Origin of the sequence: Nocardioides sp. zg-1228, assembly GCF_017086465.1 — a bacterium.
Classification (GTDB): Bacteria; Actinomycetota; Actinomycetes; order Propionibacteriales; family Nocardioidaceae; genus Nocardioides.
This window is the reverse complement of sequence record NZ_CP070961.1, coordinates 248,865-273,340: the sequence shown is the minus strand read 5'-3', so window position 1 is coordinate 273,340 and position 24,476 is coordinate 248,865. Positions and strand designations below refer to the sequence as shown.

At 73.4% G+C, this 24,476-nt stretch carries 20 protein-coding genes, 1 tRNA gene and 1 other RNA gene; 7 read left to right on the top strand and 15 right to left on the bottom strand.

Annotated elements, in window-relative coordinates:
• Positions 1–29 precede the first annotated feature (29 nt).
• The 5 genes from JX575_RS01345 to ffs form a co-directional block, all read right to left on the bottom strand.
• Complete coding sequence (locus tag JX575_RS01345; RefSeq protein ID WP_186339913.1) at positions 30–611, bottom strand: DUF5063 domain-containing protein; 582 nt, start codon at positions 609–611, stop codon at positions 30–32.
• Positions 608–1,204: a recombination mediator RecR gene (recR, locus tag JX575_RS01340; protein ID WP_186339912.1), complete on the bottom strand. Its 597-nt coding sequence runs from the start codon at positions 1,202–1,204 to the stop codon at positions 608–610. The genes JX575_RS01345 and recR overlap by 4 nt, the downstream gene beginning before the upstream one ends.
• A gap of 10 nt (positions 1,205–1,214) precedes the next feature.
• Positions 1,215–1,592 (bottom strand): YbaB/EbfC family nucleoid-associated protein, encoded by a 378-nt coding sequence (locus JX575_RS01335; protein ID WP_186339911.1) that lies wholly within the window; start codon positions 1,590–1,592, stop codon positions 1,215–1,217.
• A gap of 46 nt (positions 1,593–1,638) precedes the next feature.
• Positions 1,639–3,777 carry a DNA polymerase III subunit gamma and tau gene (locus JX575_RS01330; RefSeq protein ID WP_206054472.1) on the bottom strand — a complete coding sequence of 713 codons (2,139 nt, stop codon included), beginning with the start codon at positions 3,775–3,777 and terminating at the stop codon, positions 1,639–1,641.
• A 125-nt stretch (positions 3,778–3,902) separates the two neighbouring features.
• An RNA gene (gene ffs, locus JX575_RS01325) (signal recognition particle sRNA small type) lies at positions 3,903–3,993 on the bottom strand.
• A 94-nt stretch (positions 3,994–4,087) separates the two neighbouring features.
• Between ffs and JX575_RS01320 the strand changes: the two genes are divergently transcribed.
• Positions 4,088–4,173: transfer RNA gene (locus JX575_RS01320), tRNA-Ser, on the top strand.
• 67 nt (positions 4,174–4,240) lie between these two features.
• Here the strand turns inward: JX575_RS01320 and JX575_RS01315 are convergent.
• From JX575_RS01315 to JX575_RS01280, 8 genes are all read right to left on the bottom strand, one after another.
• The gene (locus JX575_RS01315) at positions 4,241–5,542 is read right to left on the bottom strand and encodes a UDP-N-acetylglucosamine 2-epimerase (protein ID WP_186339909.1); all 1,302 of its coding nucleotides are present in this window, start codon (positions 5,540–5,542) and stop codon (positions 4,241–4,243) included.
• A gap of 38 nt (positions 5,543–5,580) precedes the next feature.
• Positions 5,581–6,648 carry a sugar phosphate nucleotidyltransferase gene (locus JX575_RS01310; RefSeq protein WP_186339908.1) on the bottom strand — a complete coding sequence of 356 codons (1,068 nt, stop codon included), beginning with the start codon at positions 6,646–6,648 and terminating at the stop codon, positions 5,581–5,583.
• Between the two features lie 34 nt (positions 6,649–6,682).
• Entirely contained in the window at positions 6,683–7,927 is a 1,245-nt protein-coding gene (locus JX575_RS01305) for a S8 family serine peptidase (RefSeq protein WP_186339907.1), read from the bottom strand.
• On the bottom strand, positions 7,927–9,345 hold the full coding sequence (locus JX575_RS01300; RefSeq protein ID WP_186339906.1) for a type VII secretion protein EccB: 1,419 nt from the start codon (positions 9,343–9,345) through the stop codon (positions 7,927–7,929). The genes JX575_RS01305 and JX575_RS01300 overlap by 1 nt, the downstream gene beginning before the upstream one ends.
• Positions 9,346–9,348: 3 nt before the next feature.
• Positions 9,349–10,731, bottom strand: a complete 1,383-nt coding sequence (eccD, locus tag JX575_RS01295) for a type VII secretion integral membrane protein EccD (RefSeq protein ID WP_186339905.1) — start codon at positions 10,729–10,731, stop codon at positions 9,349–9,351.
• 150 nt (positions 10,732–10,881) lie between these two features.
• On the bottom strand, positions 10,882–11,172 hold the full coding sequence (locus JX575_RS01290) for a WXG100 family type VII secretion target (RefSeq protein WP_186339904.1): 291 nt from the start codon (positions 11,170–11,172) through the stop codon (positions 10,882–10,884).
• A 36-nt stretch (positions 11,173–11,208) separates the two neighbouring features.
• On the bottom strand, positions 11,209–11,520 hold the full coding sequence (locus JX575_RS01285; RefSeq protein ID WP_186339903.1) for a WXG100 family type VII secretion target: 312 nt from the start codon (positions 11,518–11,520) through the stop codon (positions 11,209–11,211).
• A 170-nt stretch (positions 11,521–11,690) separates the two neighbouring features.
• Positions 11,691–13,013 (bottom strand): hypothetical protein, encoded by a 1,323-nt coding sequence (locus JX575_RS01280; RefSeq protein WP_186339902.1) that lies wholly within the window; start codon positions 13,011–13,013, stop codon positions 11,691–11,693.
• Between the two features lie 163 nt (positions 13,014–13,176).
• On the opposite strand from JX575_RS01280, the gene eccCa reads away from it, so the two are divergent.
• The gene (gene eccCa / locus JX575_RS01275; RefSeq protein ID WP_241005285.1) at positions 13,177–17,175 is read left to right on the top strand and encodes a type VII secretion protein EccCa; all 3,999 of its coding nucleotides are present in this window, start codon (positions 13,177–13,179) and stop codon (positions 17,173–17,175) included.
• 405 nt (positions 17,176–17,580) lie between these two features.
• Here eccCa and JX575_RS01270 read toward each other — a convergent pair whose 3' ends face one another.
• Positions 17,581–19,188 carry a helicase HerA-like domain-containing protein gene (locus JX575_RS01270; RefSeq protein WP_186339901.1) on the bottom strand — a complete coding sequence of 536 codons (1,608 nt, stop codon included), beginning with the start codon at positions 19,186–19,188 and terminating at the stop codon, positions 17,581–17,583.
• A 68-nt stretch (positions 19,189–19,256) separates the two neighbouring features.
• Here JX575_RS01270 and JX575_RS01265 point away from each other — a divergent pair, with 68 nt between their 5' ends.
• Positions 19,257–19,556, top strand: coding sequence for a type II toxin-antitoxin system VapB family antitoxin (locus JX575_RS01265; RefSeq protein WP_186339900.1), 300 nt, complete (start codon positions 19,257–19,259; stop codon positions 19,554–19,556).
• The gene (locus JX575_RS01260; protein ID WP_186339899.1) at positions 19,553–20,056 is read left to right on the top strand and encodes a LytR C-terminal domain-containing protein; all 504 of its coding nucleotides are present in this window, start codon (positions 19,553–19,555) and stop codon (positions 20,054–20,056) included. The genes JX575_RS01265 and JX575_RS01260 overlap by 4 nt, the downstream gene beginning before the upstream one ends.
• Positions 20,057–20,071: 15 nt before the next feature.
• Here JX575_RS01260 and JX575_RS01255 read toward each other — a convergent pair whose 3' ends face one another.
• Positions 20,072–21,589, bottom strand: coding sequence for a potassium/proton antiporter (locus tag JX575_RS01255; RefSeq protein ID WP_186339898.1), 1,518 nt, complete (start codon positions 21,587–21,589; stop codon positions 20,072–20,074).
• Positions 21,590–21,779: 190 nt separating this feature from the next.
• Here JX575_RS01255 and JX575_RS01250 point away from each other — a divergent pair, with 190 nt between their 5' ends.
• The 3 genes from JX575_RS01250 to JX575_RS01240 are packed head-to-tail and all read left to right on the top strand — an operon-like array spanning position 21,780 to position 24,476.
• Complete coding sequence (locus JX575_RS01250) at positions 21,780–22,205, top strand: hypothetical protein (protein ID WP_186339897.1); 426 nt, start codon at positions 21,780–21,782, stop codon at positions 22,203–22,205.
• 1 nt (position 22,206) lies between these two features.
• Entirely contained in the window at positions 22,207–23,154 is a 948-nt protein-coding gene (locus JX575_RS01245; protein WP_186339896.1) for a hypothetical protein, read from the top strand.
• Positions 23,151–24,476 (top strand): hypothetical protein, encoded by a 1,326-nt coding sequence (locus JX575_RS01240; protein WP_186339895.1) that lies wholly within the window; start codon positions 23,151–23,153, stop codon positions 24,474–24,476. The genes JX575_RS01245 and JX575_RS01240 overlap by 4 nt, the downstream gene beginning before the upstream one ends.

The following is a 24,476-nucleotide window of genomic DNA, read 5'->3' as shown; positions in this document are numbered from 1 at the left end:
CGCCGTTGCCGCCAGGCCATCCCCAGATTCTACGGCTGGGCGGTCGGCGCGCTCCCGAGCATCTCATCCGCGACGGCGACGACCTCGGCCTCGGCCTCGAAGTCGGTGTCGAAGCGGTCGTGGGCGACGACGGTCAGCAGCGCGCTGAGGGCGGCGCCGGCGAGGGTGCCCCAGCTGTTGACGTAGGAGAACTGCCACCACCACAGCGCCTCGTCGACGTCGCCGGCACGGAAGTGGCGCAGGCCGTTCTCGAGGTCGATCGCGATCGAGGCGAGGTCGTCGGAGAGGCGGCTCTGCACCACCTCGGGGACGTAGGGGTCGAAGACGAACGCGTAGTCGTCGACGCCCTCCAGCATCTCCGCGAGCCGCATCCGCAGGTCGTCGATGTCGGCCTCGGGGCCGACGTCGGGCTGGTACTGCTCGCGGGGCGTGAAGTCGGTCTGGGCGCCCATCCGCGCGCCGGCCAGGAGCACCTGGCTGATCTCGAGGAGCAGCAGCGACACGGCCTCGGCCCCGTTGCCCTCCCGCGCGATGGCGCGGAGCGAGAGCAGGAAGCTCTCCACGGAGTCGGCGATCTGCTCGCCGAAGCGGATCTCGTCGGTCTCGGTCATTCGGCTGATCTCCTTCCGGCGAACGCTCGCCCGAGCGTCACCTCGTCGGCGTACTCGAGGTCGCCGCCCACTGGCAGTCCACTCGCCAGACGCGTGACGCGCAACCCCATCGGCAGGAGGAGGCGCGTGAGGTAGGTGGCGGTGGCCTCGCCCTCGAGGTTGGGGTCGGTCGCGAGGATGACCTCGGTGACCGCGCCGTCGGCCAGGCGCGGCATCAGCTCCTTGACGTGGAGCTGGTCGGGGCCGATGCCGTCGATCGGCGAGATCGCCCCGCCGAGCACGTGGTAGCGGCCGCGGAACTCGCGGGTGCGCTCGATCGCCACGACGTCCTTGTACTCCTCCACGACGCACAGCACGCTCGGGTCGCGCCGCTCGTCGCGGCAGATCCGACACCGCTCGTCCTCGCTGACGTTGAAGCAGGTCGAGCAGAACTTCACCCGCGCCTTGACCTCGATCAGCACGTCGGCGAGGCGGCGCACGTCGGTGGGCTCGGCCTGGAGCAGGTGGAACGCGATGCGCTGCGCGCTCTTGGGGCCGACGCCCGGCAGCCGGCCGAGCTCGTCGATCAGGTCCTGGACGACACCTTCGTACAAGAGGGACGCCTCAGCCCAGGCCGGGGATGCCGGGCATGCCGCCGCCCCCGCCGAGGCCCTCGGTCAGCGGGCCCAGGGAGTCGCTGGCGAGCGCCTCGGACTTGGCCCGCGCGTCGCGGTAGGCGGCGACGATGAGGTCGGAGAGGTCGGACAGGTCGTCGGGGTCACTGCCGTCGAACTCACCGGAGCGGATCGTCACGCCGACCAGCTCGCCAACGCCGTTGGCGGTGACCGTGACGGCGCCGCCGGCGACGGTGCCCTCGACGGTCTGCCGGGCGAGGTCGGCCTGCGCCTCCTCGAGCTGCTGCTGCATCTGCTGCGCCTGCTGGAGCAGGGCGTTCATGTCGAAGCCGCCGCCGCCGAGGGCGTCGAAGGGGTTCTGGGTCATCTGGTCTCCCGCACAGGGTTGGGTGGAGCTGGGATCGGGTGGTCGGTCAGTCGTTCTTGATCTCTTCGATCAGCCGGGCGCCGAGCGTCTGGCTGAGCAGCGACTCGGTGTCGATGGCCGCGGAGTCGGCGTCGGGGTCGTCGGGGTCGACGTCGTCGTCGGCGGAGCGGACCGGCGCCGCGGGCTCCGCGGGGCTGCCGGAGCGGGCGGCCTCGAGCGCCTCGCGGGCGGGCGCGGCGGACACCGGGGGCGGGGCGGCGGGCGCCGCAGGGCTGGCGGGTGTCGCGGAGCCGCTCACCCAGTCGGGCGGCCCGCTGGGGGCCTCCTGGGCCGGGGCGGACGACGGGCGGGAGTCGGTGGCCGCCTGGCGGACCACCGGGGCCTCGGCGGCAGCGCCCGAGGGGTCGACGATCGACTCGACGCGCCAGTCCATGCCGACGACGTCGATCGCGGCCTGCCGCAGGATCTCGTCGCAGCCGCCGTTGACGAACGAGTCGCGGGCCCCGGCGTTGGCGAAGCCGACGGTGAGTCGGACACCGTCGACGTCGACGACATGGGCGTGCTGCGAGAGCACCATCCACGCGAGACGGCGACGGTTCTTGGTCTGCTCGAGGATGTCGGGCCACAGCCGCCGTACGTCGACGAGGCTGAGGCCGCCGCGTGGTCCGGCCGGCTGCTCGGCGACCGGGGCGTCGGGCCCGGCGCCGGCCGCGGGCACCGGCGCGGGCTCGGCGACGACGGGCGGTGCCTGCCCGGCCGGGGTCGCGTCCACCGATCCGGGAGCCGAGCTCGGCATCGAGGTCGGGATCGGCGGGGGCGGCGGCGGGCCCTCGTCGCGGACCGGCGCCGGAGCAGATGCCTGCGCCGGCGGCTCGGCGGGCGACTGGGCGGACGGCTGGGCGGGCGCCTGGGCGGGCGGCTGGGCCGGCGCGGCCGGCTGGTCGGGGCGGTGCGGGGCAGCCGAGGGAGCCGCGACCGCCGGGGCGGCGGACGGGCCGGACGGCGCCGGGGCACCCGCGACGTCCATGCGCCGCTCGAGGCGCTCCAGGCGCGCCATCACGCCGTCGGAGGTGTGGTCGGCGCCGGGCAGCAGCACGCGGGCGCAGAGCAGCTCGAGGAGCAGGCGGGGCGCGGTCGCGCCGCGCATCTCGGTGAGGCCGGCGGCGACGATGTCGGCGGCCCGGCTGAGCTCGATGGCGCCGAAGCGCGCGGCCTGCGCGACGAGGCGCTCGCCCGCGTCCTCGGGGACGTCGATGAGCCCGGTGGCCGGGGCGTCGGGCACGGCGGTGACGATGACCAGGTCGCGCAGCCGGCGAAGCAGGTCCTCGGTGAAGCGGCGCGGGTCCTGCCCGGTCTCGACCACCTTGTCGACCACGGAGAACACGGCGGCGCCGTCGCGGGTGGCGAACGCCTCGACCACCTCGTCCAGCAGCGTGTCCGGGGTGAAGCCGAGCAGGTCGGTCGCGAGCTTGTGGGTCACCCCGCCCGGACCGGCCCCGCCCAGCAGCTGGTCGAGCACCGACAGCGTGTCGCGGGCCGACCCGGCGCCGGCGCGCACGACGAGCGGCAGCGCGGCGGGCTCGATCGACACCCCCTCCTCGGCGGCGAGCTGGGACAGGTAGTCGCTCAGCAGGCGCGGCGGGATCAGCCGGAAGGGGTAGTGGTGGGTGCGCGAGCGGATGGTCGGCAGCACCTTGTCGGGCTCGGTCGTGGCGAAGATGAACCGCAGGTGGGGCGGCGGCTCCTCGACGAGCTTGAGCAGGGCGTTGAAGCCCTGCGTGGTGACCATGTGGGCCTCGTCGATGATGTAGACCTTGTAGCGGTCGCGCACCGGCGCGAAGAACGCCTTCTCGCGCAGGTCGCGGGCGTCGTCGACGCCGCCGTGGGAGGCCGCGTCGATCTCGATCACGTCGATGGAGCCCGGACCCCCGCGGGCGAGGTCGCGGCAGCTGTCGCACTCGCCGCACGGGTCGGCGATCGGCGCCTGAGCGCAGTTGAGCGCGCGGGCCAGGATGCGCGCGGAGGTGGTCTTGCCGCAGCCGCGGGGCCCGGAGAAGAGGTAGGCGTGGTTGACGCGGTTGGCCGCCAGCGCGGCCCGCAACGGCTCGGTCACGTGGTCCTGCCCGATGACCTCCTGGAAGGTCTCGGGCCGGTAGCGGCGATAGAGCGCGAGCGGTGACTCCACGTCGTGAACCCTAACCGTGCCCACCCACAGTGCGCACAGGCCGGGACCACCGCGGGAGATGCGCGGGAGATGCGCGGGAGCGGCGAGGGACAGGTGCCGCGTCACGGGCGGGGCGCCGGACATGGAAAGGCCCCCCACGCACCCGCTAGAGCTCACTTACCCTTGCTGCCTTCCGGCCCTGGGGGAATTGGGCGAGATGGCGCCGCGTGGGGGGTTGCCGGAAGTCTAGGGGAGCCCGTGACGGGCACCCAAACCCAGGGTGCGGCAGGCGATTTCACCGGCCACCGGGCCGACCGGTACTCTCCTCGGCGGAGGTATCGCCTAGTGGCCTATGGCGCTCGCTTGGAAAGCGGGTTGGGTTAATAGCCCTCGGGGGTTCGAATCCCCCTACCTCCGCCGACACGCAGGGCCCCGCACCGGATGGTGCGGGGCCCTGCGTCGTGTGCGGGGGCGTACGCCCGGCTCAGCGCACCTGGGCTTTGAGGCCGTAGCGCCACTCCTCGGAGATCAGCAGGCTGCCCTCGTCGAGGCGCCGCTCGACCGCGTCGACGAGCATCGCCGACGCCTTCTCGGGGTAGACCCGGTCCCACGACAGCTCGGCGCGGTGCTCGAAGACGTTGTGGATGACCGCAGTCATCAGGTCCTTGTCGACGGGCGGGGCGAGGAAGTTGCTGCCGGCGAGGAAGGTCTCGGAGCGGTCGGAGCCGAACCGCAGGGTCACGCAGGGCACCTCGAGGACGTTGGCCTCCTCCACGATGCTGCCGGAGTCGGTGACGATGACGGCGCACATCGACATCGCGGCGACGACGTCGAGGTAGCTGTCCCACACCGGGGTGGAGATCAGCGCGTCGCCGTACCTCGCCTCGAGGTCCTCGAGCCACTGGCGGCGGCCGAAGTTGTCGATCGCGGCCTCGGTGCCGAGCAGCCGGATGAAGAGGATGTGGTGGCCCTGCTCGAGGAGCGCCTCCATGGCGTCCATCAGCAGAGTGAAGCGGTCGCGGTTGGTGGTGTTCTCGCGGCGGTGGACGCAGAAGCGCAGGAACGACCCGTCGCCCATCTGCGGGAACCTCTGCAGCACCTGGTTCTTGTCGCTGCCGGCGACGGCCTGCGCGAGCGCGTCGACGACCGAGTTGCCGACCACGTCGATCGCGGCGGGGGCGAAGCCCTCCTCCACCAGGAACTCCCGGTTGAGCTCGACGGGGGCGGCGTGGAGGTCGGAGCCGGCGTCCGCGACCCGGGTGTTGAACTGCTCCGGGGACGGCTCGCGGCTGCCCTTGGCCCAGCTGGCGCGGTCGACCGACTGCTCGCGGAACGACGCCCAGTCGAGGTCGGCTCCCTGCTCGAGCCAGCCCTTCAGCACCTCCGGCTTCGGCGAGAGCGTGCGGAGCCCCGCCTCGACGTGCACCAGCGCCTGGCGCTCGCCGAAGGTGGCCAGCGCTCCGGCCATGGCGGTCGTGGTGTCGCCGTGCACGTAGGTGATGGGGAAGCCGCCGCGCTCGGAGAAGCCGCGGAGGTATTGGGCGAGCTTGGCGGTGATGCCGGAGACGAGGTCGTTGACGCCGCCGCGCACCTCGAGGTTGATGTCCTCGCGCACGCCGAACTCGTCGAGCATCGACTGGGACAGGTTGTGGTCGTAGTGCTGGCCGGTGTGGCAGAGCACGACGTCGTGGCCGCGCTCGCGCAGCTCGTGGTAGATCGGCGCCTGCTTGATGATGTCGGGCTTGGTGCCGACGACGACGATGTGCTGGCTGTTCTCGTGGGACATGGGTTCCTTCGGGTGGTGCGTGAGGTGGGGAGGCGCGCTCAGAGGAGGTCCTCGCGGGTGCTGGCCGCGAGGAGGGAGCGGAGCCGTTCGAGGATGCCGATGTCGAGGGCCTTCTGCCGGTCGAGGACGTAGACGGCGTCCTCGTGGGTCACGACGATCAGGCCGCGGGCGCCGAGCGTGACGACCGGTCGGCCGTCCATGCTGGCGACGAGGGTGTCCTCGGCGTCGAGCTGGAGGGCAGGCCCGATCGAGGTGACCCGCTGGTCGTGCAGCACCCGCTCGAGCCGGGTCCAGGTGCCGACGTCGGTCCACCCGAGCTGGCGGGGGACGACCAGGCACTCCATGCCGGCCCACATCAGCGGGTAGATCTCGTGCCCGCCGATCGCCGCGCCGCGGTAGGCCTTGTCGGCCGTGGCGCCGCGGGCGAACCGCTCGATGGCCTCGAAGATGAGTGGCAGGGCGGTGCGGTAGGCCTCGCACGCGCGCCCCACGCGTACGCCGTAGCAGGCGGTGTTCCAGTAGAGGTTGCCCGTCTCGGTGAGCTCGGCGACGACGTCCTCGTCGGGCTTCTCGTGGAACGAGTCGATCACCTGCACGGCGTCGTCGCCGCCCTTGGTGTGGATGTAGCCGAGTCCGGCGTCGAAGCGGGTGGGCTCGGCGCCCAGCACGACCATCGACCCGGGGGTGGTGACCAGCTGGTCGAGCATGTCGCGGGAGGCGGCGTTGAAGGCCTCCTCCTCGGTGATCAGGTGGTCGGAGGGCGCGATGAGTGCCGGCGCGTTGCCGTACTTGTGCGACAGCGTCGCGATGCTGAGCGCGAACGCCGTCGCGGGCCCGGCCGGGTCCTCCTCGAGGATCAGGTTGTCCGGGGGGACGGGACCGAGCGTCGCCAGGGCGGCCTCGGCGAAGCGGGCGCGGGTCGAGACGTGGATGCGGCTCGGGTCGACGATCTCGCTGAGCCGCTCGATCGTGCCGGTGAGCAGCGGGCGGTCGCGCACGACGGGCTGGAACTGCTTCGGGGCGCGGTCCCGGCTGATCGGCCACAGGCGCGAGCCTTGGCCGCCGGCCAGGATGACGGCGACGGGCTCGTCCGTGGTCTCAGGCATGGCCCGATTCCATCATGGGTCGGGGTGTCGTGGGTCACCGCCGCAGCAGCGGGCGCAGCATCGAGGCGAGGGCGAGCAGCGACCCCGCGACCAGGCCCGACCACAGCAGGATCGCGCGGGGCGTGCCGAAGAGGTCGACGCGCCGGGGCGCCGGCGGCGCCTGGGCGTCGGCGCGGACCTCCTGGACGGTGGTCTCGACCTTGCCCTTGCGCCCCGGCCGGATCTCCCGGGTGAGCGCGTCGTGCGCCTGCACCACGCCCGCGCCCGTCCATGGGCTCGAGGCGTCGTCCCGTGCCGCGCCGGCGCCCTCGGCGGTGGCCTGGAGCCGGGCGACGAGCTGCTGCGGCGTGTCGCGGGGGAACCGCTCGGCGAGCAGCGCCAGGACGCCGCTGACCTCGGCCGTCGCCCACGAGGTGGCGACCTCGCCCACGACGCAGGCCTGGCCGGTGGCGTTGGCGGAGAGCGCGCCCACGGTGGGGGCCGCGACGTCGGTGTCGGCGTTGGGCACGACGTAGGCGCTGGGGTTCTCGTCGCCGGGTGGGGTGGCGCTGACAGCGAGCACGCCGGGGTAGTCGGCGGGGTAGACCTCCGCATCGTTGCCCGGGGTGCCGGCGAACCCGTCGGGGGTGCTCGACGCGGCGTTGCCCGCGGCCGCGACCACCACCACGTCGAGGGCCACCAGGCGCGCGACGGCCGCCTCCAGCGCCGGGTCGGACTGGCGGACGGCGAGGGAGATGTTGACGATGTCGAACCGCTGCTGCGGTTGGGCCGAGATGACGGCCTCGATGCCGGCGACGATGCCGGCCGAGGTCAGCGGCCGCTCGCCCTGCGTGGTGTCGGCGTCCTCGGCGTCGTAGACCTTGACGTCGTAGACCTGCGCGTCGGGAGCGACCCCCTGCGGCCCGGCGATCAGCCCGCCGACGATCGTGCCGTGGCCCGACAGCAGCGCATTGGGAGAGACCCCCGGGACGGCCACGCCGCCGACGACGTCGAGTCCCTCGACGCCCATCACGCCGCTGTCGATCACGGCGACCTTGACGCCCCGGCCGGTGGCGAGCTCCTGCGCCTGCTCGACGTGCATCCGGTCGAACGCCGCGTTGTCCTTGGCGTGGGTGTCGGCGAGCCGCTCGGACTGGGGCAGCTCGGCGACGCTGCAGGGGGCGTCGTGGTCGGCAGCGGCCGGCGTCGCGCCGAGCGGCACGACCGCCGCGGCGAGCAGGCCCGCGGCGAGCACCGTGCGCGGAGACGGGCGGCGACGACCCGGCGGCGGGGCAGCCATCAGCCGGCGTCCGCGGACGCGTCGTCGGCCGGCGGGGCGTCCTCGGGGACCCGGCGTGCGCTGTTGGTCGACAGCGGGACACCGGACTCGAAGAACTCCAGCCACGCGCTCGGCACCAGTGGCGGGTCGACGTCGCCGTAGCCGAGGAAGTCGGGCACCTCGGGGCCGACGAGGGCGTACTTCGCGCCCTTCGGGTCGATGACGTAGGGGGTGCCGGACTCGGCGGCCTCGCCGGAGCCGGAGAGGACGTAGGCGCCCGCGCTCGGCTCGACGTCGACCGCGTGGCGTCGCGGCCGGACGCCCGAGGGGTCCGCGGCGCCGGTCGGGTTGGTGGCGAGGCTGAAGGTGGCGCCGGCACGCGCGTCGGGGTGCAGCACGGCGCACAGCGCGCCGTTGGTGATCGGCTGCGGGACCTCGCTGGGCCACTCCGCCGGGGTCTTCGGGTCGCCGAACGACGCGGACAGGTCGTCGGCGAGCTCCTGCGTGCCGGTGCCGACGACGTCGTAGACGAGCGCGTCGAAGTCGCTGAGCCGCTCGGGCTTCTCGTCGCCGAGGAGGTAGTAGGCGCCGCTGCTCGAGCGCAGCAGGTCACCGATGCGGTAGCGGGAGAGGTCGGTGCCGGTGCTGCCGTAGGGCACCCGCTCGCCGGCGCGGGTGACTCCGAACGACTTCTGCTCGAGCGGGTCGCCCAGGCGGAAGAGGTTGAGCCAGTCGGCGTCGACCTCGGTGGCGGAGGCGCCGAACCCGAGCCGTACGCCCAGCGTCGAGGACTCGGTCTCGTCGGCCGGCATGGGCAGGCGGTAGGCGCTGCCCTGCTCGCTGCCGACCGGCGGCGCGGTGGCGATGAGCCAGGTGGTGCCTTCGCTGCGCACCAGGAAGGCCGACCCGGTCAGGTCCTCGACCGTGGGCGTGCGCTGCACCGCGAGCTTGATGCCGACGCCTGCGCCGGTGCACGCGGTCCAGTCGTCGTCGACCAGCTCGTCGGCGGACGGCAGGCTGGCGGGGGCCGCGTCGATGCCGAGGTCCTCCCCGAGCTGCACCGTGCGGATGTACTTGTCGCGCACCGTGAAGGGCGTCAGCTTGGCCTCGCCCAGCAGCAGCTGGGCGGAGACGTAGTTGGGCACCCGCTGGAGCAGGGGGTCGTCACCGCCGCGCAGGACGACGTACTGCTCGCCGGTGTCCTTGGAGATGACGAAGCTTCCCTCGTCGAGCCACTGGGCGGGCGGGCGGCCGAGCAGGAAGCCGGCGATGGCCGCACCGGCCAGCAGGAGCACCGACAGGGCGACGCCGCCGATGAGCACGCGGCCGGGACGCACCGGCTCGACCTCCCGGCCGCCCGGGGCGCCGGAGACGAAGGCGGTGACCAGCCGGCGGCGGCTGAAGGCGTGCGCCTCGACGAGATCCTTCTTGGTGGCCATCGATCAGCCCGCCACCGCGGACACGAAGCCGGCTGCCAGGACCATCAGCGGCAGCAGCGCGAGCAGCGTCATCGTCTCGACGATGTCGCCCATCCGGCCGCGGCGCACCGACGGCGAGGCGGGCACGAGCGTCAGCGCGAGCAGCGCCGCGCCGACGCCGGCCAGGGCGAGGGCGGCGCCGGCGCGCCAGCCGTCGTGGATCAGCAGCATCGACACCGCCACCGAGACCAGGCCGAGGATGCCCGAGGCGAGGCCGGCCAGCACCTCGGCCCCGGTGCGGTACTGGCGGGTGCGGAACATGACGGCCAGGCAGCACACCGCCGCCAGGATCGTGCCGTAGGCACCGCTGCCGACGGCGAAGGGCGCCAGCAGCACCAGCAGCGTGCCCACCGTCGCGGACACCGCGAGGAGGATCTCGTGGCCGACGCGGGCGTCGTCGGCGACCTCCTCGGGGTCGATCTCGTCGGGGTCGGCGGTGATGTCGTGCAGCGAGTAGAGCTGGTCGACCTTGGTGCCGGTGACGCCGAGCGCGAGCCACGGGAAGATGCTGCCGGCGAGGACGACGAGGGTGAGCAGGACGATGAAGACGGTGGCGGGCTCCAGCGAGAACACCCGCACGAGCAGGGAGCCGGCGACCAGCACCGCACCCACCACGACGGCCGGGATCACGAGAGCGCGACCGCCCTCGAGGCCCACGACGGCCACCAGGCCGACGGCCAGCACGCCCAGCCCGGCGTAGAGCAGGGGGTCGGTGAAGAACGCGTCGGGAAGGGGCCAGCGCCACGACGGCAGGTCACCGGGCGCGAGCAGCAGGCCGGCGACCGCGGCGTAGAGCGCGGCGAGCAGCGAGACGACGACGCCGGCCTCGGGCTCGCCCTGCGCGCGGGTCAGGACGATGCCGCCCACCACGAGCAGGCCCGCGATGACGCCGGCCGCGACGCCGCCGAGCAGGCTCTCGCCCTGGAGGAGCAGGGCCAGCGCGCCGAGGCCGAGCAGGATGGCGGCCGCGCCGAGGGCCGTGCGGCGCCCGGCCGCGGGCTCCCACGGCCGGAGCTCGTTCTCGACGACGTCGGCCATCGCCTCGACCACGTCGTCGTAGACCCGGGGCGCCTTGTCGTCGACGCCGGCGGTGACGGTGAGCAGGCCGCCGTCCTCGATGCCCTGCATCGTGAGGCCGGCGTTGTCGGCGAGGATCCGGCCCTCCTGCGTCACCAGGCGGTAGCCGCCGTAGACGGTGGACGCGTCGAGGAGGCCGACGGAGCGGGCGAGCTCCGGCACCAGCTCGGCGACCGGGATCGCGCCCGGCAGCACGAGGTCGACGCGTCGAGATCCCGAGGCGATGGTCACGCGGACCAGGCCCGACGCGACCGAGGACCCCTGACTCATTGGTGATTCCCCCCTGAACAGTGCTTCACCTGCGCTCCGCCCGGCCGGGCGGGGCGCTGAACCGGGAGCAGCCTAGGCGAAAGCGGCTCCCGAAATGCCGGAGGCCGGTCATCCCGCAGGGACGACCGGCCTCGGACGAGGTGCGTGCGCTCAGAAGCGGTTGGCGCCCCGGGCGTCGGCGGCCTTGTACTCGGCGTTGGACGCGTCGACACCCTGGCTGGCCTGCTGGAGCAGGAGGGTCATCTCCGTCATGGCCTGGTCCCACTTGGCCTTGGCCTGGTCGTAGGCCATCTTGGCGTTACCGTTCCAGTCCGACTTGAGGGGGTTGAGCTCGGTCTCGAGCTGGTCGAGGCGGGCCTCGATGTCCTTGGCCGCCTTCATCACGTCGGCCGCACCGGCGTCGAGGCTGCCGTGCTGGACCTTGATTCCGTCGAAAGTCATGTCGATCTCCTAGATCTGCGCAGTCAGGTGTCGGCGTCAGCCGAGACGGCCCTGGAGGTTGGTGTGGGTGGCGGACTGGGCCTCGTCGGTGGAGACGTTGTCGCGCTCGGTCTCCTTCATGGAGGCCGCGAGCTGGTCGAGGGCCTTGAGGATGGTCTCCTGCTTCTGGTCCCAGGCGATCATGAGGTTGTTGAACGCGGAGGCACCCTGGCCGCCCCATCCACCCATCATCGTCTGGATGTTTCCGGACAGGACGCCACACTTGTTCTTGACGTCGGCGCGGGCCTGGTCGACGAAGTCAGCACCCTTGGAGAGCGCCTTCTCTGTCTGGCCGTACATCTCGCTCATTGAAGATCCTTCTCCCTCGGCGGTCCGACCGACCGAGTGTCTTGTTGGTGATCCACTGGACTGGTGATCCGGTGCTCGGGGAGACGTCCCGGCCCCCCGCGCTGATCCTGCATCTACCCGGGCGGATTCGGCCTAAACCTGAATCCACCGAACGTCGTCGGAGCGCCCCCTCAGGAGGTCAGCTCCCAGAGCCGCCGGAACACGCCGGACGCGACCACGGCGGCGGCGAACGCGAAGCTGCCGCACAGCGACTCGGCGACCTCGGCGCGACGCGACCACCAGACCGAGCGCCAGCCGCGCCCGGTCGCCACTGCGGCGGCGAGGGCGACCACGCCGAGCGCGACGGTGACGTAGAAGAACGTGTCGACGTGCCCGGCGCCCGGGCCCGTGGCGAGGTGGACCCCCAGGGCGACGAGGGCGGCGAGCCCGGCGAGGCGCAGGAGCGCACGCGCAGCGGCGTGCCGGTAGGACCGGGCCGCGAGGAGCAGCGAGCAGCCGGCGAAGAGGACCAGGCAGCGCGCGCCGATGAGGTCGAGGTCGATGGTGGCGCGCTGCAGCAGCAGGGGGCTCGCCACGACCATCGTCACCAGGATCGCGGCGGACGCGCCGGTGACGATGCGTGAGGCGCGGTGCACCAGCCGCTCCATGGCGCCGGCCGCGACGACCGCGCGGCCGCGCCGCCCCGCGCGCTGGCTGTCGCGGGCCGACCAGGCCGTCACGGCGAGGCGGTCGAGGTCGAGCAGCGCCTCGTCGGGCACGTCGACCGCGAGCGAGGGCGCGAAGCGCGCGGCCATCATCGACCCGAACACCAGCAGCGTCCAGGCGACCCGCGCGTCCCACCCGAGCATCGCCGGCACGGCGCAGCAGGCGAAGACGGCGAGCCCGGCGACGATCCAGACCGTGCTGACCTCGTCCGCGTCGTGGGACAGCGCGCGGCCGATCCCGGCCACGACGGCCGCCGCCATGGCGGAGGTGCCGAGGATCGCGGGGAGCAGGTGCAGACCGGGCTCGTGGAGCGCGGCGAAGGCCGCCGCGGCGGCGAAGGCGGGGGCGGCGGCGGCCCGCTGGCGCGCGTGGCGACCGACCGGCAGCACGCCGGCGAGCGAGCACGCCAGCAGCACGCCGACGACGACGGTGCGCGCGACGTCGTCGCCCGAGCGGGCGGCGTACCAGGCGGCCAGGACCGCGACCAGGGCGGCGAGCCAGGCGACCATCGAGGCGAGCTCCGGGCTCTCCGGCGCGTTCTTGGCGGCCTGGAGAAGCGTCACCCGGCGGGGCCGGTGGACGCCGGCGGTCGCCACCAGCACGTCGCCGGGCTCGATCCCGGCCTCGCTCAGGGGGGCCGCCGCGTTGAGGCGCTCGCCGAGCGCGGTCTGCAGCAGCGGGATGCCGGGCACCTCGGCCTGCTTGGCGTACTCACGGGCCACGTCGACCGAGGTGGCGCCCGCGGGCACGACCAGGTCGAGCACGCCGGCAGGGCCGTGGATGCTCACGGCAATGGTCGCTCCAGCAGTGCTGGACATCGCGACGTCCGACACGGATTCCCCCTTCGCATGCCTCGGGCGGGCGCTCGTCGGGTGAAGGGTAGTCGCGGGCCGCTCCGCAGCACACCTATCATCGTCGCGACTTCAACGGGTGAGGCACGGGGGGACGCGAGTGAGCACGACATTGCGAGGTGGCCAGCGGCTCGACGAGCCCGAGATGCCGGGCGGCCAGATCGTCCTGCAGCCACCGCCGGAGCTGCAGGACGGCGAGGGCGCGGGCGGCGTGCTGATGAACGCCATCCCGATGCTGGGCAGCCTGGGCTCGATCGTGCTCGTCGCCACGATGGGCGGCGCCAACAAGAGCCGCAGCTTCCTCGCGGCCGGCATGTTCCTCTTCGCCACCCTCGGCTTCATCATCGTGCAGATCGACCGGCAGCGGAAGCAGCGCGCCCAGCAGGTCACCGGATCGCGCACGGAGTACCTGCGCTACCTCAGCAACATCCGCAAGGTCGCGCGCGAGGCGGCCGACCAGCAGCGCCGCGCGCTCAACTGGCACCACCCCGAGCCGTCGGCGCTGCCCGCGCTGGCCGAGGACCGCACCCGGCTGTGGGAGCACACCGCCTCCGACGACAACTTCCTGCACGTGCGCTACGGGCTGTGCTCACAGCCGCTGTCGCTGGAGCTGGTGCCGCCGGAGAGCGCGCCGGTCGACCAGGTCGACCCGGCCGCCGCGTCCGCGCTGCACCGCCTGCTGGTGGTCCACCGGCTCCAGCCCAACCTGCCCGCCTCGATCGACCTGCGCGCCTTCGACCGGATCGAGCTGTGCGGCGACGCCGAGGAGGTGCGCTCGACGGCGCGGGCGATGATCTGCTCGGCGACCGCGTTCCAGAACCCCGACCAGCTGATCGTGGCGGTGCTCAGCTCGGAGCAGAACCTCACCCACTGGGACTGGGTGAAGTGGCTCCCCCACGCCCAGAGCACCCGCGAGGTCGACGCGGTCGGGCCGATGCGCCTGGTCTCCACCTCGCTCGACGACCTGGGCAACCTGCTCCCGCCCGACCTGAGCGACCGGCCCCGCTTCGGCGCCGACGAGCGTCCCGCCACGCCGCACATCCTGCTGGTCATCGACGGCGGCCACCTGCCCCCCGGCAACCACATCGTGCCGCCCGACGGGCTGCACGGCGTCACCCTGCTCGACCTGCCGAGCCGGTGGGACGAGCTCGAGGACTCCACCCGGCTGCGGCTGGAGTTCGTCGACGCCCCCGACGAGCTCGGCAAGCGCCCGGTGCGGGCGCTGCGGCTGCGCGGCGAGCCCGTCCGGGCCCTGGCCGACCAGTGCGACATCGCGACCGCGGAGGCGTTCGCCCGACGGATCGCGCCCCTCAAGACCGCCAGCGCCGAGTCGTCGTCGTCCGGCGGCGCCGTCGACATCACCTCGACGACCCCCGACCACATGGACCTGCTGGGCCTCGGCGACATCTTCACCTACGACCCGGCCACCGCCTGGCGGCCGCGGCCGGCCCGCGACCGGCTGCGCGTGCCGATCGGCATCGGCGACTCCGGCGGCCTGATCCACCTCGACATCAAGGAGTCCGCCCAGCAGGGCATGGGCCCCCACGGCCTGGTGATCGGCGCCACCGGCTCCGGCAAGTCGGAGTTCCTGCGCACCCTCGTGCTCGGGCTGGTGATGACCCACTCGTCCGAGCAGCTCAACCTCGTGCTCGTCGACTTCAAGGGCGGTGCGACGTTCGCCGGCATGGCCGACATGCCGCACGTCTCGGCCGTCATCACCAACCTCGCCAACGAGCTGACCCTCGTCGACCGCATGCAGGACGCCCTGTCCGGCGAGATGACCCGTCGCCAGGAGCTGCTGCGCGACGCCGGCAACTACGCCTCCGTGCGCGACTACGAGAAGGCGCGCGCCAACGGCGAGCCCCTCGAGCCGATGCCGTCGCTGTTCATCGTGGTCGACGAGTTCTCCGAGATGCTCTCGGCCAAGCCGGAGTTCATCGACCTGTTCGTCGCGATCGGCCGCCTCGGCCGCTCGCTGGGCCTGCACCTGCTGCTCGCCTCGCAGCGGCTCGAGGAGGGCCGCCTGCGCGGGCTGGAGTCGCACCTGTCCTACCGCGTCGGCCTGCGCACGTTCTCCGCCGGCGAGTCGCGGGCGGTCCTCGGCGTGCCCGACGCCTACGAGCTCCCCGCCGTCCCCGGTCTGGGCTACCTCAAGCCCGACCAGTCGACGCTGCTGCGGTTCAAGGCGGCGTACGTCTCGGGTCCGCCGTCGAGCCGCACCCGCGTGACCCGCGACGAGGGCGGCGCGATCCGCGGCATCCTGCCGTTCACGATCTCGGAGGTGCAGGCGCTCGAACCGACCACCGACGAGGTGGCCGAGGTGGCACCGCAGCCGCAGCAGCAGGGCGAGCAGCCCTCGCTTCTCGACGTCGCGGTGCAGCGGATGATCGGCAAGGGGCCGGCCGCGCACCAGGTGTGGCTGCCGCCGCTCGACGTGCCCGACACCCTCGACGAGCTCATGCCCGACCTCGTCGAGAGCCCCGACCTGGGCCTCACGTCGCCGCAGTGGCGCAACGTGCCCGGCCTGGTGATCCCGCTCGGCACCGTCGACCGCCCGCGCGAGCAGCGGCGCGACACGATGACGCTCAACCTCACCGGCGCGGCCGGCCACGTCGCCGTCGTCGGCGGGCCGCGGTCGGGCAAGAGCACGATGCTGCGCAGCATCGTCACGAGCATGGCGCTGGTGACCACGCCGCTGGAGTCGCAGTTCTTCGTGCTCGACTTCGGTGGCGGCACGTTCGCGCCGCTGGCCCGGCTCCCCCACGTCAGCGGCGTCGCCACCCGCTCCGAGCCCGACGTCGTACGGCGCGTGATGGCCGAGGTCGAGGGCATCGTCGACCGTCGCGAGGGCTACTTCCGCGAGAACGGCATCGACTCGATCGAGACCTACCGCTCGCGGCGCACGCAGGGCCGCGCCGACGACGGGTGGGGCGACGTCTTCCTCGTGATCGACGGCTGGAGCACGCTGCGCGCCGAGTTCGACGACCTCGAGATGGAGATCCAGCAGCTCGCCGCGCGCGGCCTCACGTTCGGCCTCCACATCGTCACCGCCTCCACCCGCTGGGCCGACTACCGCGCGGCGATGCGCGACGTCTTCGGCTCCAAGCTCGAGCTGCGCCTCGGCGACCCGCTCGACTCCGAGATCGACCGCAAGGTGGCCGCCCTGGTCCCGGTCGGACGACCCGGCCGCGGCCTCGTGCCGTCCAAGCTGCACTTCCTCGGCGCGCTCCCGCGCATCGACGGCGACGGCAGCGCCGACACCCTCGGCGACGGCGTGGACGACCTCATCGACCGGGTCGCCGCCGCGTGGAAGGGCCCGCAGGGTCCCAAGCTGCGGCTGCTGCCGGAGCTGGTCACGCTCGAGGCGGTCCGCGAGGACGCCGTACGCCGCCAGCTGCCCGCCAAGCACATCCTGCTCGGCATCAACGAGAAGGAGCTCGCGCCGATCGGGCTCGACGTCGACGCCGAGCCCCACATGCTGGTCTTCGGCGACGGGCAGTCGGGCAAGAGCGCGCTGCTGCGGGCGTACGTCCACGAGGTCATGCGCACGCGCACGCCCAAGGAGGCGCAGATCGTGCTCGTCGACTACCGCCGCTCGATGCTCGGCGAGGTGCCCGACGAGTACCTGCTCAACTACCTGACGTCGGCCACCCAGGCGACGCCGACGCTCAAGGACATCGCGAGCTACCTCGAGGGCCGCATCCCCGGCCCCGACGTGACGCCCGAGCAGCTGCGCAACCGGTCGTGGTGGACCGGCGCGGAGGTCTTCGTGGTGGTCGACGACTACGACCTGGTCGCGACCGCGCAGTCCTCGCCGGTCTCCTCCCTGCAGCCGCTGATGGCGCAGGCGCGCGACGTCGGCCTGCACGTCGTCGTGGCCCGGCGCACCGGTGGCGCGTCCCGCGCGCTCTACGAGCCCGTCATCCAGTCGCTGCGCGACCTGGCGATGCCCGGCGTGATGCTCTCCGGACCCCGCGACGAGGGCGTGCTGATCGGCAACCTGCGACCCCAGCCCGCCCCCGAGGGCCGCGCCCGCGTCGTCACCCGCGACGGCGGCACCCAGACCGCCCAGCTCGCCTGGCTCGACCCGACGATGTGACCGGGGGCGGGGGCGGGGGGCACTCCCGCGGGGGCGCCCCCGGCTCAAGCGGACTCGTCCCCGCTCAACAGGTCGGATCCGGCGTGTCCAGCGGGGACGAGGGTGTCCCAGCTGCCGCCCGGAGCGCACCGGAGGTTCCATGGCGCACCACGCGGGGCACCCCCGGCTCGAGCGGACTCGTCCCCGCTCAACAGGTCGGATCCGGCGTGTACAGCGGGGACGAGGGTGTCCCAGCTGCCGCCCGGGGTACACCGGAGGTCCCTGGCACACCACGCCCGGGGCACCGGGTGTTGCCGAGGGTCAGCCGAAGGTGCCCTCACAGGGGACCGGGCCGGCCGCCCGCGGACGTCCTGTGGAGGCACGCGTCAGTACGTACGACCTCCCGCAACGCCCAGAAGGCGAGCGTCAGCGGCGGCCGCTCTTGAACATCCCCCGGGCGATCTCCCGGGCGGCGGTGCTCATGAAGTCCTTGAACACCTTGGACCTCACGACGCTCTCGACCATGCCGTCCGGCTCGGGCGCGGGGCGCCGGGACGACGACGGAGACTTCGACGGAGACGGAGGCTTCGCCTTCTCCCGCACCCGGGCGTTCCTCTGCTCGCGTGCCATCTCCTGCACCCGCGCGTCCTCCTCGGCCTTGCGGGCCCCCTCCTCGAGCTTCGCGGCCAGCAGCTCGCGGGCCGACTCGCGGTCGATCGTCTCGCCGTACCTCGCGGTGAGGGGCGACGCGGCGACCGCCGCCTCCATCTCGGTGGCCGGGGCGGGGTCCATCAGCGACTCCGGGGCCCGCAGCCGGGTCCAGGCGACGGGCGTGGGGGCGCCGCGCTCGTTCATCACCGTCACCACGGCCTCGCCGATCCCCAGCGAGGTGATGACCTTGCCGAGGTCGTCGTAGGCGCTGTCGGGGTAGGTGTTGACGGTGGCCCTGAGCGCCTTGGCGTCGTTGGGGGTGTGCGCCCGGAGCTGGTGCTGGATGCGGGAGCCGAGCTGACCGAGCACCTCGTCAGGCACGTCGGTGGGTGACTGCGTCACGAAGAAGACGCCGACGCCCTTCGACCGGATCAGTCGCACGGTCTGCGCGACCTGGTCGAGGAACGCCTCGGAGGCGTCGTCGAAGAGCAGGTGGGCCTCGTCGAAGAAGAAGACGAGCTTGGGCTTGTCGAGGTCACCCTCCTCCGGCAGGTCGTGGAAGAGGTCGGCGAGCAGCCACATCAGGAACGTCGAGAACAGCGCGGGCCGGTCCTGGAGGCGGGGCAGCTCGAGCAGGCTGACGATGCCGCGACCGTCCTCTGCGGTGCGCAGGAGCTCCTTGGTGTCGAGCTCGGGCTCGCCGAAGAAGACGTCGGCGCCCTGGGCCTCGAACGCGACGAGCTCGCGCAGGATGACGCCGGCCGTCTGCGGCGACACGCCGCCGATCGCCTTGAGCTCGGCCCTCCCGCCCGCGTCGCCGGTGAGGTAGTGCAGCACGGCGCGCAGGTCGGCGAGGTCGAGCAGCGGCAGCCCCTGCTTGTCGCAGTAGTAGAAGACCAGGCCGAGCGACGACTCCTGGGTCTCGTTGAGGCCGAGCACCTTGGCGAGCAGGGTCGGCCCGAACGCGCTCATCGTGACCCGGACGGGCACGCCGGTGCCCTGCCCGCCGATCGCGTAGAACTCCGTCGGGAAGGCGGTCGCCGTCCAGTCCTGGCCGACGCTGGCCGTGCGCGCGGTGAGCTTGTCGCTCGGCTCTCCCGGCACGCTGATGCCGGACAGGTCGCCCTTGATGTCGGCGGCGAAGACGGGTACGCCGTGGGCGCTGAGCTGCTCGGCGAGCAGCTGGAGGGTCTTGGTCTTGCCGGTGCCGGTCGCACCGGCGACGAGGCCGTGGCGGTTGAGCATCGCCAGCGGGATGCGGATCCGGACGTCGCTGAGGTCGTCGGCGCCGAGCATCAGGCCGCCCAGCTCGAGCGCGGGCCCCTCGAAGGCGTAGCCCGGCGCCACCGCCTGCGAGATCGGGTCGCCGGCGGTCTGCGTCATGGGCCGAGCCTAGTCAGCGGGGCGGTCGACGACGAGGCCCTCGTGCGGGCCGTCGTTATGATCACGCCGTGATCTTCAAGCGGGTGGGCGACGGCCGGCCCTACCCCGACCACGGTCTCGACTCGCGCGGGTGGGCCGACCTGCCGCCGCGCCAGGTGCGCCTGGACGAGCTGGTGACCACCAAGGACACCCTGCGCCTCGACGCCCTCCTCGACGAGGACTCGACCTTCTACGGCGACCTGTTCGCCCACGTCGTGCAGTGGAAGGGCGACCTCTACCTCGAGGACGGCCTGCACCGCGCCCTGCGCGCCGCGCTGCAGCAGCGCAGCGTGCTGCACGCCCGCGTCCATCTGGCAGGTGAGCAGTGAGCGGCGCGGCGCGGTCGGCGCTCACGCTGACCGGCCTCGCGGTGCTGGTGCTCGCCGCGGCCGCCTGGGGGTGGAGCGCCTTCACCGCGCCGCTGCCCCGCGACGAGCCGGTCGCGATCTGCGAGGACACGACGGTCACCGCCGGGTCCGAGGTGCGGCGCGACCAGGTCGTCGTCAGCGTCTTCAACGGCAGCAAGCGCAGCGGGCTGGCCGGTGCCACGGGCGCCCAGCTCGCCGAGCGCGGATTCGTCGAGGGCACCGTCGGCGACTCGCCGCTCCCCGCGGCGACCACGCAGATCTGGTCCTCCGAACCGACCAACCCGGCCGTGGTGCTGGTGCAGCGGCAGTTCAAGCGGGCGCAGGTCGTCGAGGGCGACGCGCTCGGTCCCGGCGTCGTCGTGGTCGTGGGCGAGAAGTTCCGGTCGTTGAAGAAGAAGCAGGTCGAGTCGGTGGTCGCCGAGACCGACGCGACCTACTGCCGGGCCACCGGCTCGGAGTGAGGCGGGCCGCCGCGCCTACTCGCGTTCGGGGCGCGCCGGGTCGCCGACCCACTGGGCCAGGCGCCCGTTGTCGGAGACCTGCCGCAGTCGCGCCTCCGTGGTCTCGCGGAGCTTGCGCGGGGTGACGACCAGCAGGTCGTCGCCGTGGCGCAGGACGGTGCGCCGTTCGGGCACGAGCACCTCGCCCGCGCGGACCACCAGCGAGACGGAGGCGCCCTGCGGCAGCCGCAGCTCACCCACCTCGACGCCGTGCATCCTCGAGGCCGGGGCGATGGTCACCTGCAGCAGGTCGGCCGCGACCCGGTCGAGCGGGGCGGCCTCCACGTCGAGGCCGCGTGGCTCGGAGCGCCGGGCGACCCCGAGCGTGCGCGCCACCCACGGCAGGGTCGGGCCGGTCAGCAGGGTGTAGACGACCACCATCACGAAGACGATGTCGAAGAGGTGCTCCGCGCCGTCCACGCCCTCCGACAGTGGGATCGTGGCGAGCACGATCGGCACCGCGCCGCGCAGGCCGGCCCACGACAGGAACGCCAGGTCGCGCGGCGCCATCGGCTGCACCACGCTGCTCACGAGCACCGACAGCGGCCGGGCCACCAGGGTGAGCACGACCCCGGTCACCAGCGCCTGCACGACGGTCTCGAGGTCGATGCGCCCGGGCGAGAGCAGGAGGCCGAGCATGACGAAGAGCCCGATCTGGGCCAGCCAGGCGACGCCCTCGGAGAACGACCGCGTCGCCACGCGGTGGGGCAGCTCGCTGTTGCCGAGGATCAGCGCGGCGACGTAGATCGCGGCGAAGCCCGAGGCGTGCAGCGCCGACGCGGCGCCGTAGGCCGCGAACGCCAGGCACAGGACGGCGAGGGGGTAGAGGCCGGAGGACGGCAGCGCCGCCCGACGCATCACCCAGGCCCCGGCCACGCCCACGGCGACCCCGATCACTCCGCCCGCGACCAGCTCGAAGACGATGAGCCCGCTGGTCTCGAGCAGGCCGGCCTCCCCCACGGCGCCGGTGGAGATGATGCCGACGAGCACGACGGTCGGGGCGTCGTTGAGCCCGGACTCCGCCTCGAGCGCGCCGGTGAGCCGTCTGGGCAGCGGCAGGGCGCGGAGCACGGAGAACACGGCAGCGGCGTCGGTGGGCGAGCAGATGGCCCCGAGCAGGATCGCGAGCTCCCACGGCAGGCCGAGGAGGTAGTGGGTGCCCACGGCGACGACCGCGACCGACACGGCGACGCCGACCGTCGCCAGCGACAGGCCCAGGCCCACGCTCGAGCGCATCTGGCGCCAGTCGGTGGTCAGGCCGCCCTCGGCCAGGATGACGGCCAGCGCGCCGAAGCCGAGGGCGTGGGCCAGCTGAGCGTCCTCGAACACGATGCCGAACGGGCCGCCCTCGCCGAGCAGCACGCCGATGAACAGGTAGATCAGCAGCGACGGCAGCCCGGCGCGCGCAGAGAGCCGTACCGCGAGGATGGCCGCCAGCGTCACCACGGCGCCGACCAGCACGAACTCGTCGAGCTGGTGGACGTCGAAGGTCATGCACACCTCTGGTGGCTCGTGATGCAGGGCGGTCCGGATCCTATCCGCCACGGAGCACCCCGACGCCCCGTTCGAGGCCCGCAACGGCCCGCCACCAGACTCCCTCACTAGGGCACAATGCCCGGTGGGGACGCCACGTTTGACGAACGCCGGGCCGGGGTAGGCGTCCCCGGACGAGAGGGAGTGATCGATGTACGGCGACACGGCCGCGGGCCGCAAGCGCGTCGCGCAGCTGCGCGAGCAGGGGGGCGACATCCGCGCGCTGGCCACCCGTCTCGTCTCGCAGTCCGAGGCCGTGCCGTGGCACGGCAAGGCCGCCGAGGCGATGCGCGAGCGGATCAAGGAGCGCGCCGCGCACCTGCGCACCGCAGCCGCCCACCACGAGACGGCCGCCGACTCGCTCGCCCGGCACCTCGCTGAGGTCGACACGCACAAGGAGGCGATCGACGTACGCGCGCACAAGGCCACCAGCCTCGTCGAGGACGCCCGCACGCGTGCCGCCCACGCCGAGGCGCGCGACACGGCCACCGACGAGTCCGACGCCGCCCTGCTCTCGTTCGACCCTCCGCCCGCTGGTCACAAGGACTGGCTGACCGTGACGCTGCCGGGACTCTGACATGGTCACCATCGACCTCACCGCGCCTCCCCCGCCGCCGACCAGCTTCCTCGACGCGACGGCCCGACGGCTCGCCCTCACGCTGCCCGAGCTCCGTCTCGTCGCCGAGCTCGCCGGGGGCGCCCCGCTGCCCTTCGACCTGCCCGACGACGCCGCCGGACCCGACGTCCCGGGCTCGCTGTCCGGGCGGCTCGGCCAGAGCCGTGGCTCGGTCGAGGACGCCGCCTACACCGACGCCGTCCGCACGCTCCACGACCCGGACGACACGCTGCGCCGCCGCGGCCTGCTCGGCGCCGGCGGCGCCGACCCGGGCGTCCTGGGCGCGGTCGGCCTCCTCGCGACCCCGCGCCTGGCCCTCGACATCGACGTCGCCGCCGGCGCCACCCAGGTCAAGGCGTGGCACCGCCAGTCCGGGGGTGCCGTCGCGAGCCTGTCGACGTGCGACGGCATCGTCTTCGAGCTGGCCTGGTTCCCCGTCGACCAGTGGACGGCCGAGCTCGCCCGCGTCACCGCGCCGCCCGAGGAGCTGGCGCTGGGTGTCTCCCATGTGCCCGCGCGCCTCGACGTCCCCTACGCGCTCGCCGACTCCGTCGGGGAGGCGCTCCGCTCCGGTCGCGCCGACCTGGTGCCGGTGCTCGTCGGGCACTCCGACGGGATCGTCCTGGCCGACGGCGAGGAGCTCGGCGACGCCGAGGCCGCTGCCGCGGTGTCGGCCGTGCACACCGAGAGCCGGGGCCGCATGCGGATCCTGGCCGCCGAGGTCTCCGACCGCGCGACCACGTCCGTCGGGGTCGTGTCGTGGGTGCTGCTGCGCGACGGCTGGCACTCGCTGACCCCCCGCCACGACGACGTCGCCCGCGTCGCCGTCGTGCGGGTCGACCCCGACGACCTGGCCACCGAGCTGGCGCCCGTCCTGGCCCAGGTCGTCACCCCGGAGGACGATCGATGAACGACCTCGACATCCCGCGCACCCACGACCACGAGCCCGCCGACTCCTCCGCGTCGGTCGCCGCCGACAAGTACGACCAGATGCTGGCCCTGGCCGACCTGTTCGACAGCTCCGGCAACGAGATGCGCACCCGCGCGCGCCTCGGCGCCGAGATCCTCGGCGACGACGACGTGGTCGACACCGGCGAGCTCTCGCCGGCCACGTGGGCCGAGGCCGAGGAGGACATCCGCGCCGCCACCACCGGCAAGCACGGCCTGCTGACCCGCTCGGTCGAGCTCGACGCCGACGCGCTCGTCGTCCGCGCCACCGTGCTCACCTACCGGTGGATCGACGAGCTGCAGGAGGCGGCCTACAAGACCCTGGGCTCGATCGCCGGACGCGCCATCGGCTACCTCGCGCCCGAGGTCGCGCTCGGAGGCGCGATCGTGAGCGCCGGTCTCATCGAGACCGAGACGATGGACCGCGACGGCGTCACCGCCTACCTCAGCGAGCTCGCCGAGAACAACCCCGACCTGATGGAGCACCTCTCCGGCGGCGGCGGCCTGCTCGACGGGCTGCACATGCGCTCGCTCCTCACCGCGGGGGTGCTCGCCTCCGACCAGGGCGCCCACGCCGCCCGGGGCGGCCTCCGCGCGATCGGCATCGACCCGTTCCCGACCGACGCCGTGTCCGCGTTCCGCGACTCGGCGGGCTCGTTCGTCGAGGCCGAGACACCGCCGGCGGAGGTGGAGACCAGCGCCGGCAGCGCGCCCCGCTCGCTCGAGGAGCTGATGGCCACCCTGCTCGCCGAGGACCGTCGCATCAGCGTGCAGCGCGTCGGCACCGGGCGCTACATCGCCTACCTCCCCGGCTCGCTGGCCCACGACTCCGGCCGGCTGCGGCTCGTCGGGGCCGACCCCACCACGTCCGTCAGCCAGGTCGTGCGGGCCATCGAGGAGGCCGTCACCGACGACGACGCCCGGGTGATGCTCGTCGGGTCGGCGTCCGGCGGCACGATCGCCGCGGAGATCGCCGCAAGCGCCCGCTCGTCGCGCTTCGTCGTCGACCAGGTCGTCACCGCCGGCGCCCCGTCGGCGCAGGTGCCCCGGATCCCCGAGGCGACCCGCGTGCTGTCGCTGGAGGACCGCTCCGACCCGGTCGTGCTGCTCGGCTCGCTGATCAACGCCGCCACGGCCAACCGGCTCACGGTCGTCTTCGACGCCGACGGCGCCGAGGGCACCCAGCTCTACGTCGCCGGCGCGCGCGCGGCCGACAGCGCCGAGCACCCCGAGCTGAGGGCCGAGATCAGCCGGATGCACGAGCTCGGGTTCCTCACCGGCTGA

Coding starts and splice junctions, on each gene's coding strand:
- JX575_RS01250 (WP_186339897.1), top strand. CDS start 21,780: ATGTACGGCGACACGGCCGCGGGCCGCAAGCGCGTCGCGCAGCTGCGC.
- JX575_RS01345 (WP_186339913.1), bottom strand. CDS start 611: ATGACCGAGACCGACGAGATCCGCTTCGGCGAGCAGATCGCCGACTCC.
- JX575_RS01245 (WP_186339896.1), top strand. CDS start 22,207: ATGGTCACCATCGACCTCACCGCGCCTCCCCCGCCGCCGACCAGCTTC.
- JX575_RS01300 (WP_186339906.1), bottom strand. CDS start 9,345: ATGGCCACCAAGAAGGATCTCGTCGAGGCGCACGCCTTCAGCCGCCGC.
- JX575_RS01310 (WP_186339908.1), bottom strand. CDS start 6,648: ATGCCTGAGACCACGGACGAGCCCGTCGCCGTCATCCTGGCCGGCGGC.
- JX575_RS01290 (WP_186339904.1), bottom strand. CDS start 11,172: ATGACTTTCGACGGAATCAAGGTCCAGCACGGCAGCCTCGACGCCGGT.
- JX575_RS01285 (WP_186339903.1), bottom strand. CDS start 11,520: ATGAGCGAGATGTACGGCCAGACAGAGAAGGCGCTCTCCAAGGGTGCT.
- JX575_RS01305 (WP_186339907.1), bottom strand. CDS start 7,927: ATGGCTGCCCCGCCGCCGGGTCGTCGCCGCCCGTCTCCGCGCACGGTG.
- JX575_RS01255 (WP_186339898.1), bottom strand. CDS start 21,589: ATGACCTTCGACGTCCACCAGCTCGACGAGTTCGTGCTGGTCGGCGCC.
- JX575_RS01270 (WP_186339901.1), bottom strand. CDS start 19,188: ATGACGCAGACCGCCGGCGACCCGATCTCGCAGGCGGTGGCGCCGGGC.
- eccD (WP_186339905.1), bottom strand. CDS start 10,731: ATGAGTCAGGGGTCCTCGGTCGCGTCGGGCCTGGTCCGCGTGACCATC.
- JX575_RS01240 (WP_186339895.1), top strand. CDS start 23,151: ATGAACGACCTCGACATCCCGCGCACCCACGACCACGAGCCCGCCGAC.
- JX575_RS01335 (WP_186339911.1), bottom strand. CDS start 1,592: ATGACCCAGAACCCCTTCGACGCCCTCGGCGGCGGCGGCTTCGACATG.
- JX575_RS01315 (WP_186339909.1), bottom strand. CDS start 5,542: ATGTCCCACGAGAACAGCCAGCACATCGTCGTCGTCGGCACCAAGCCC.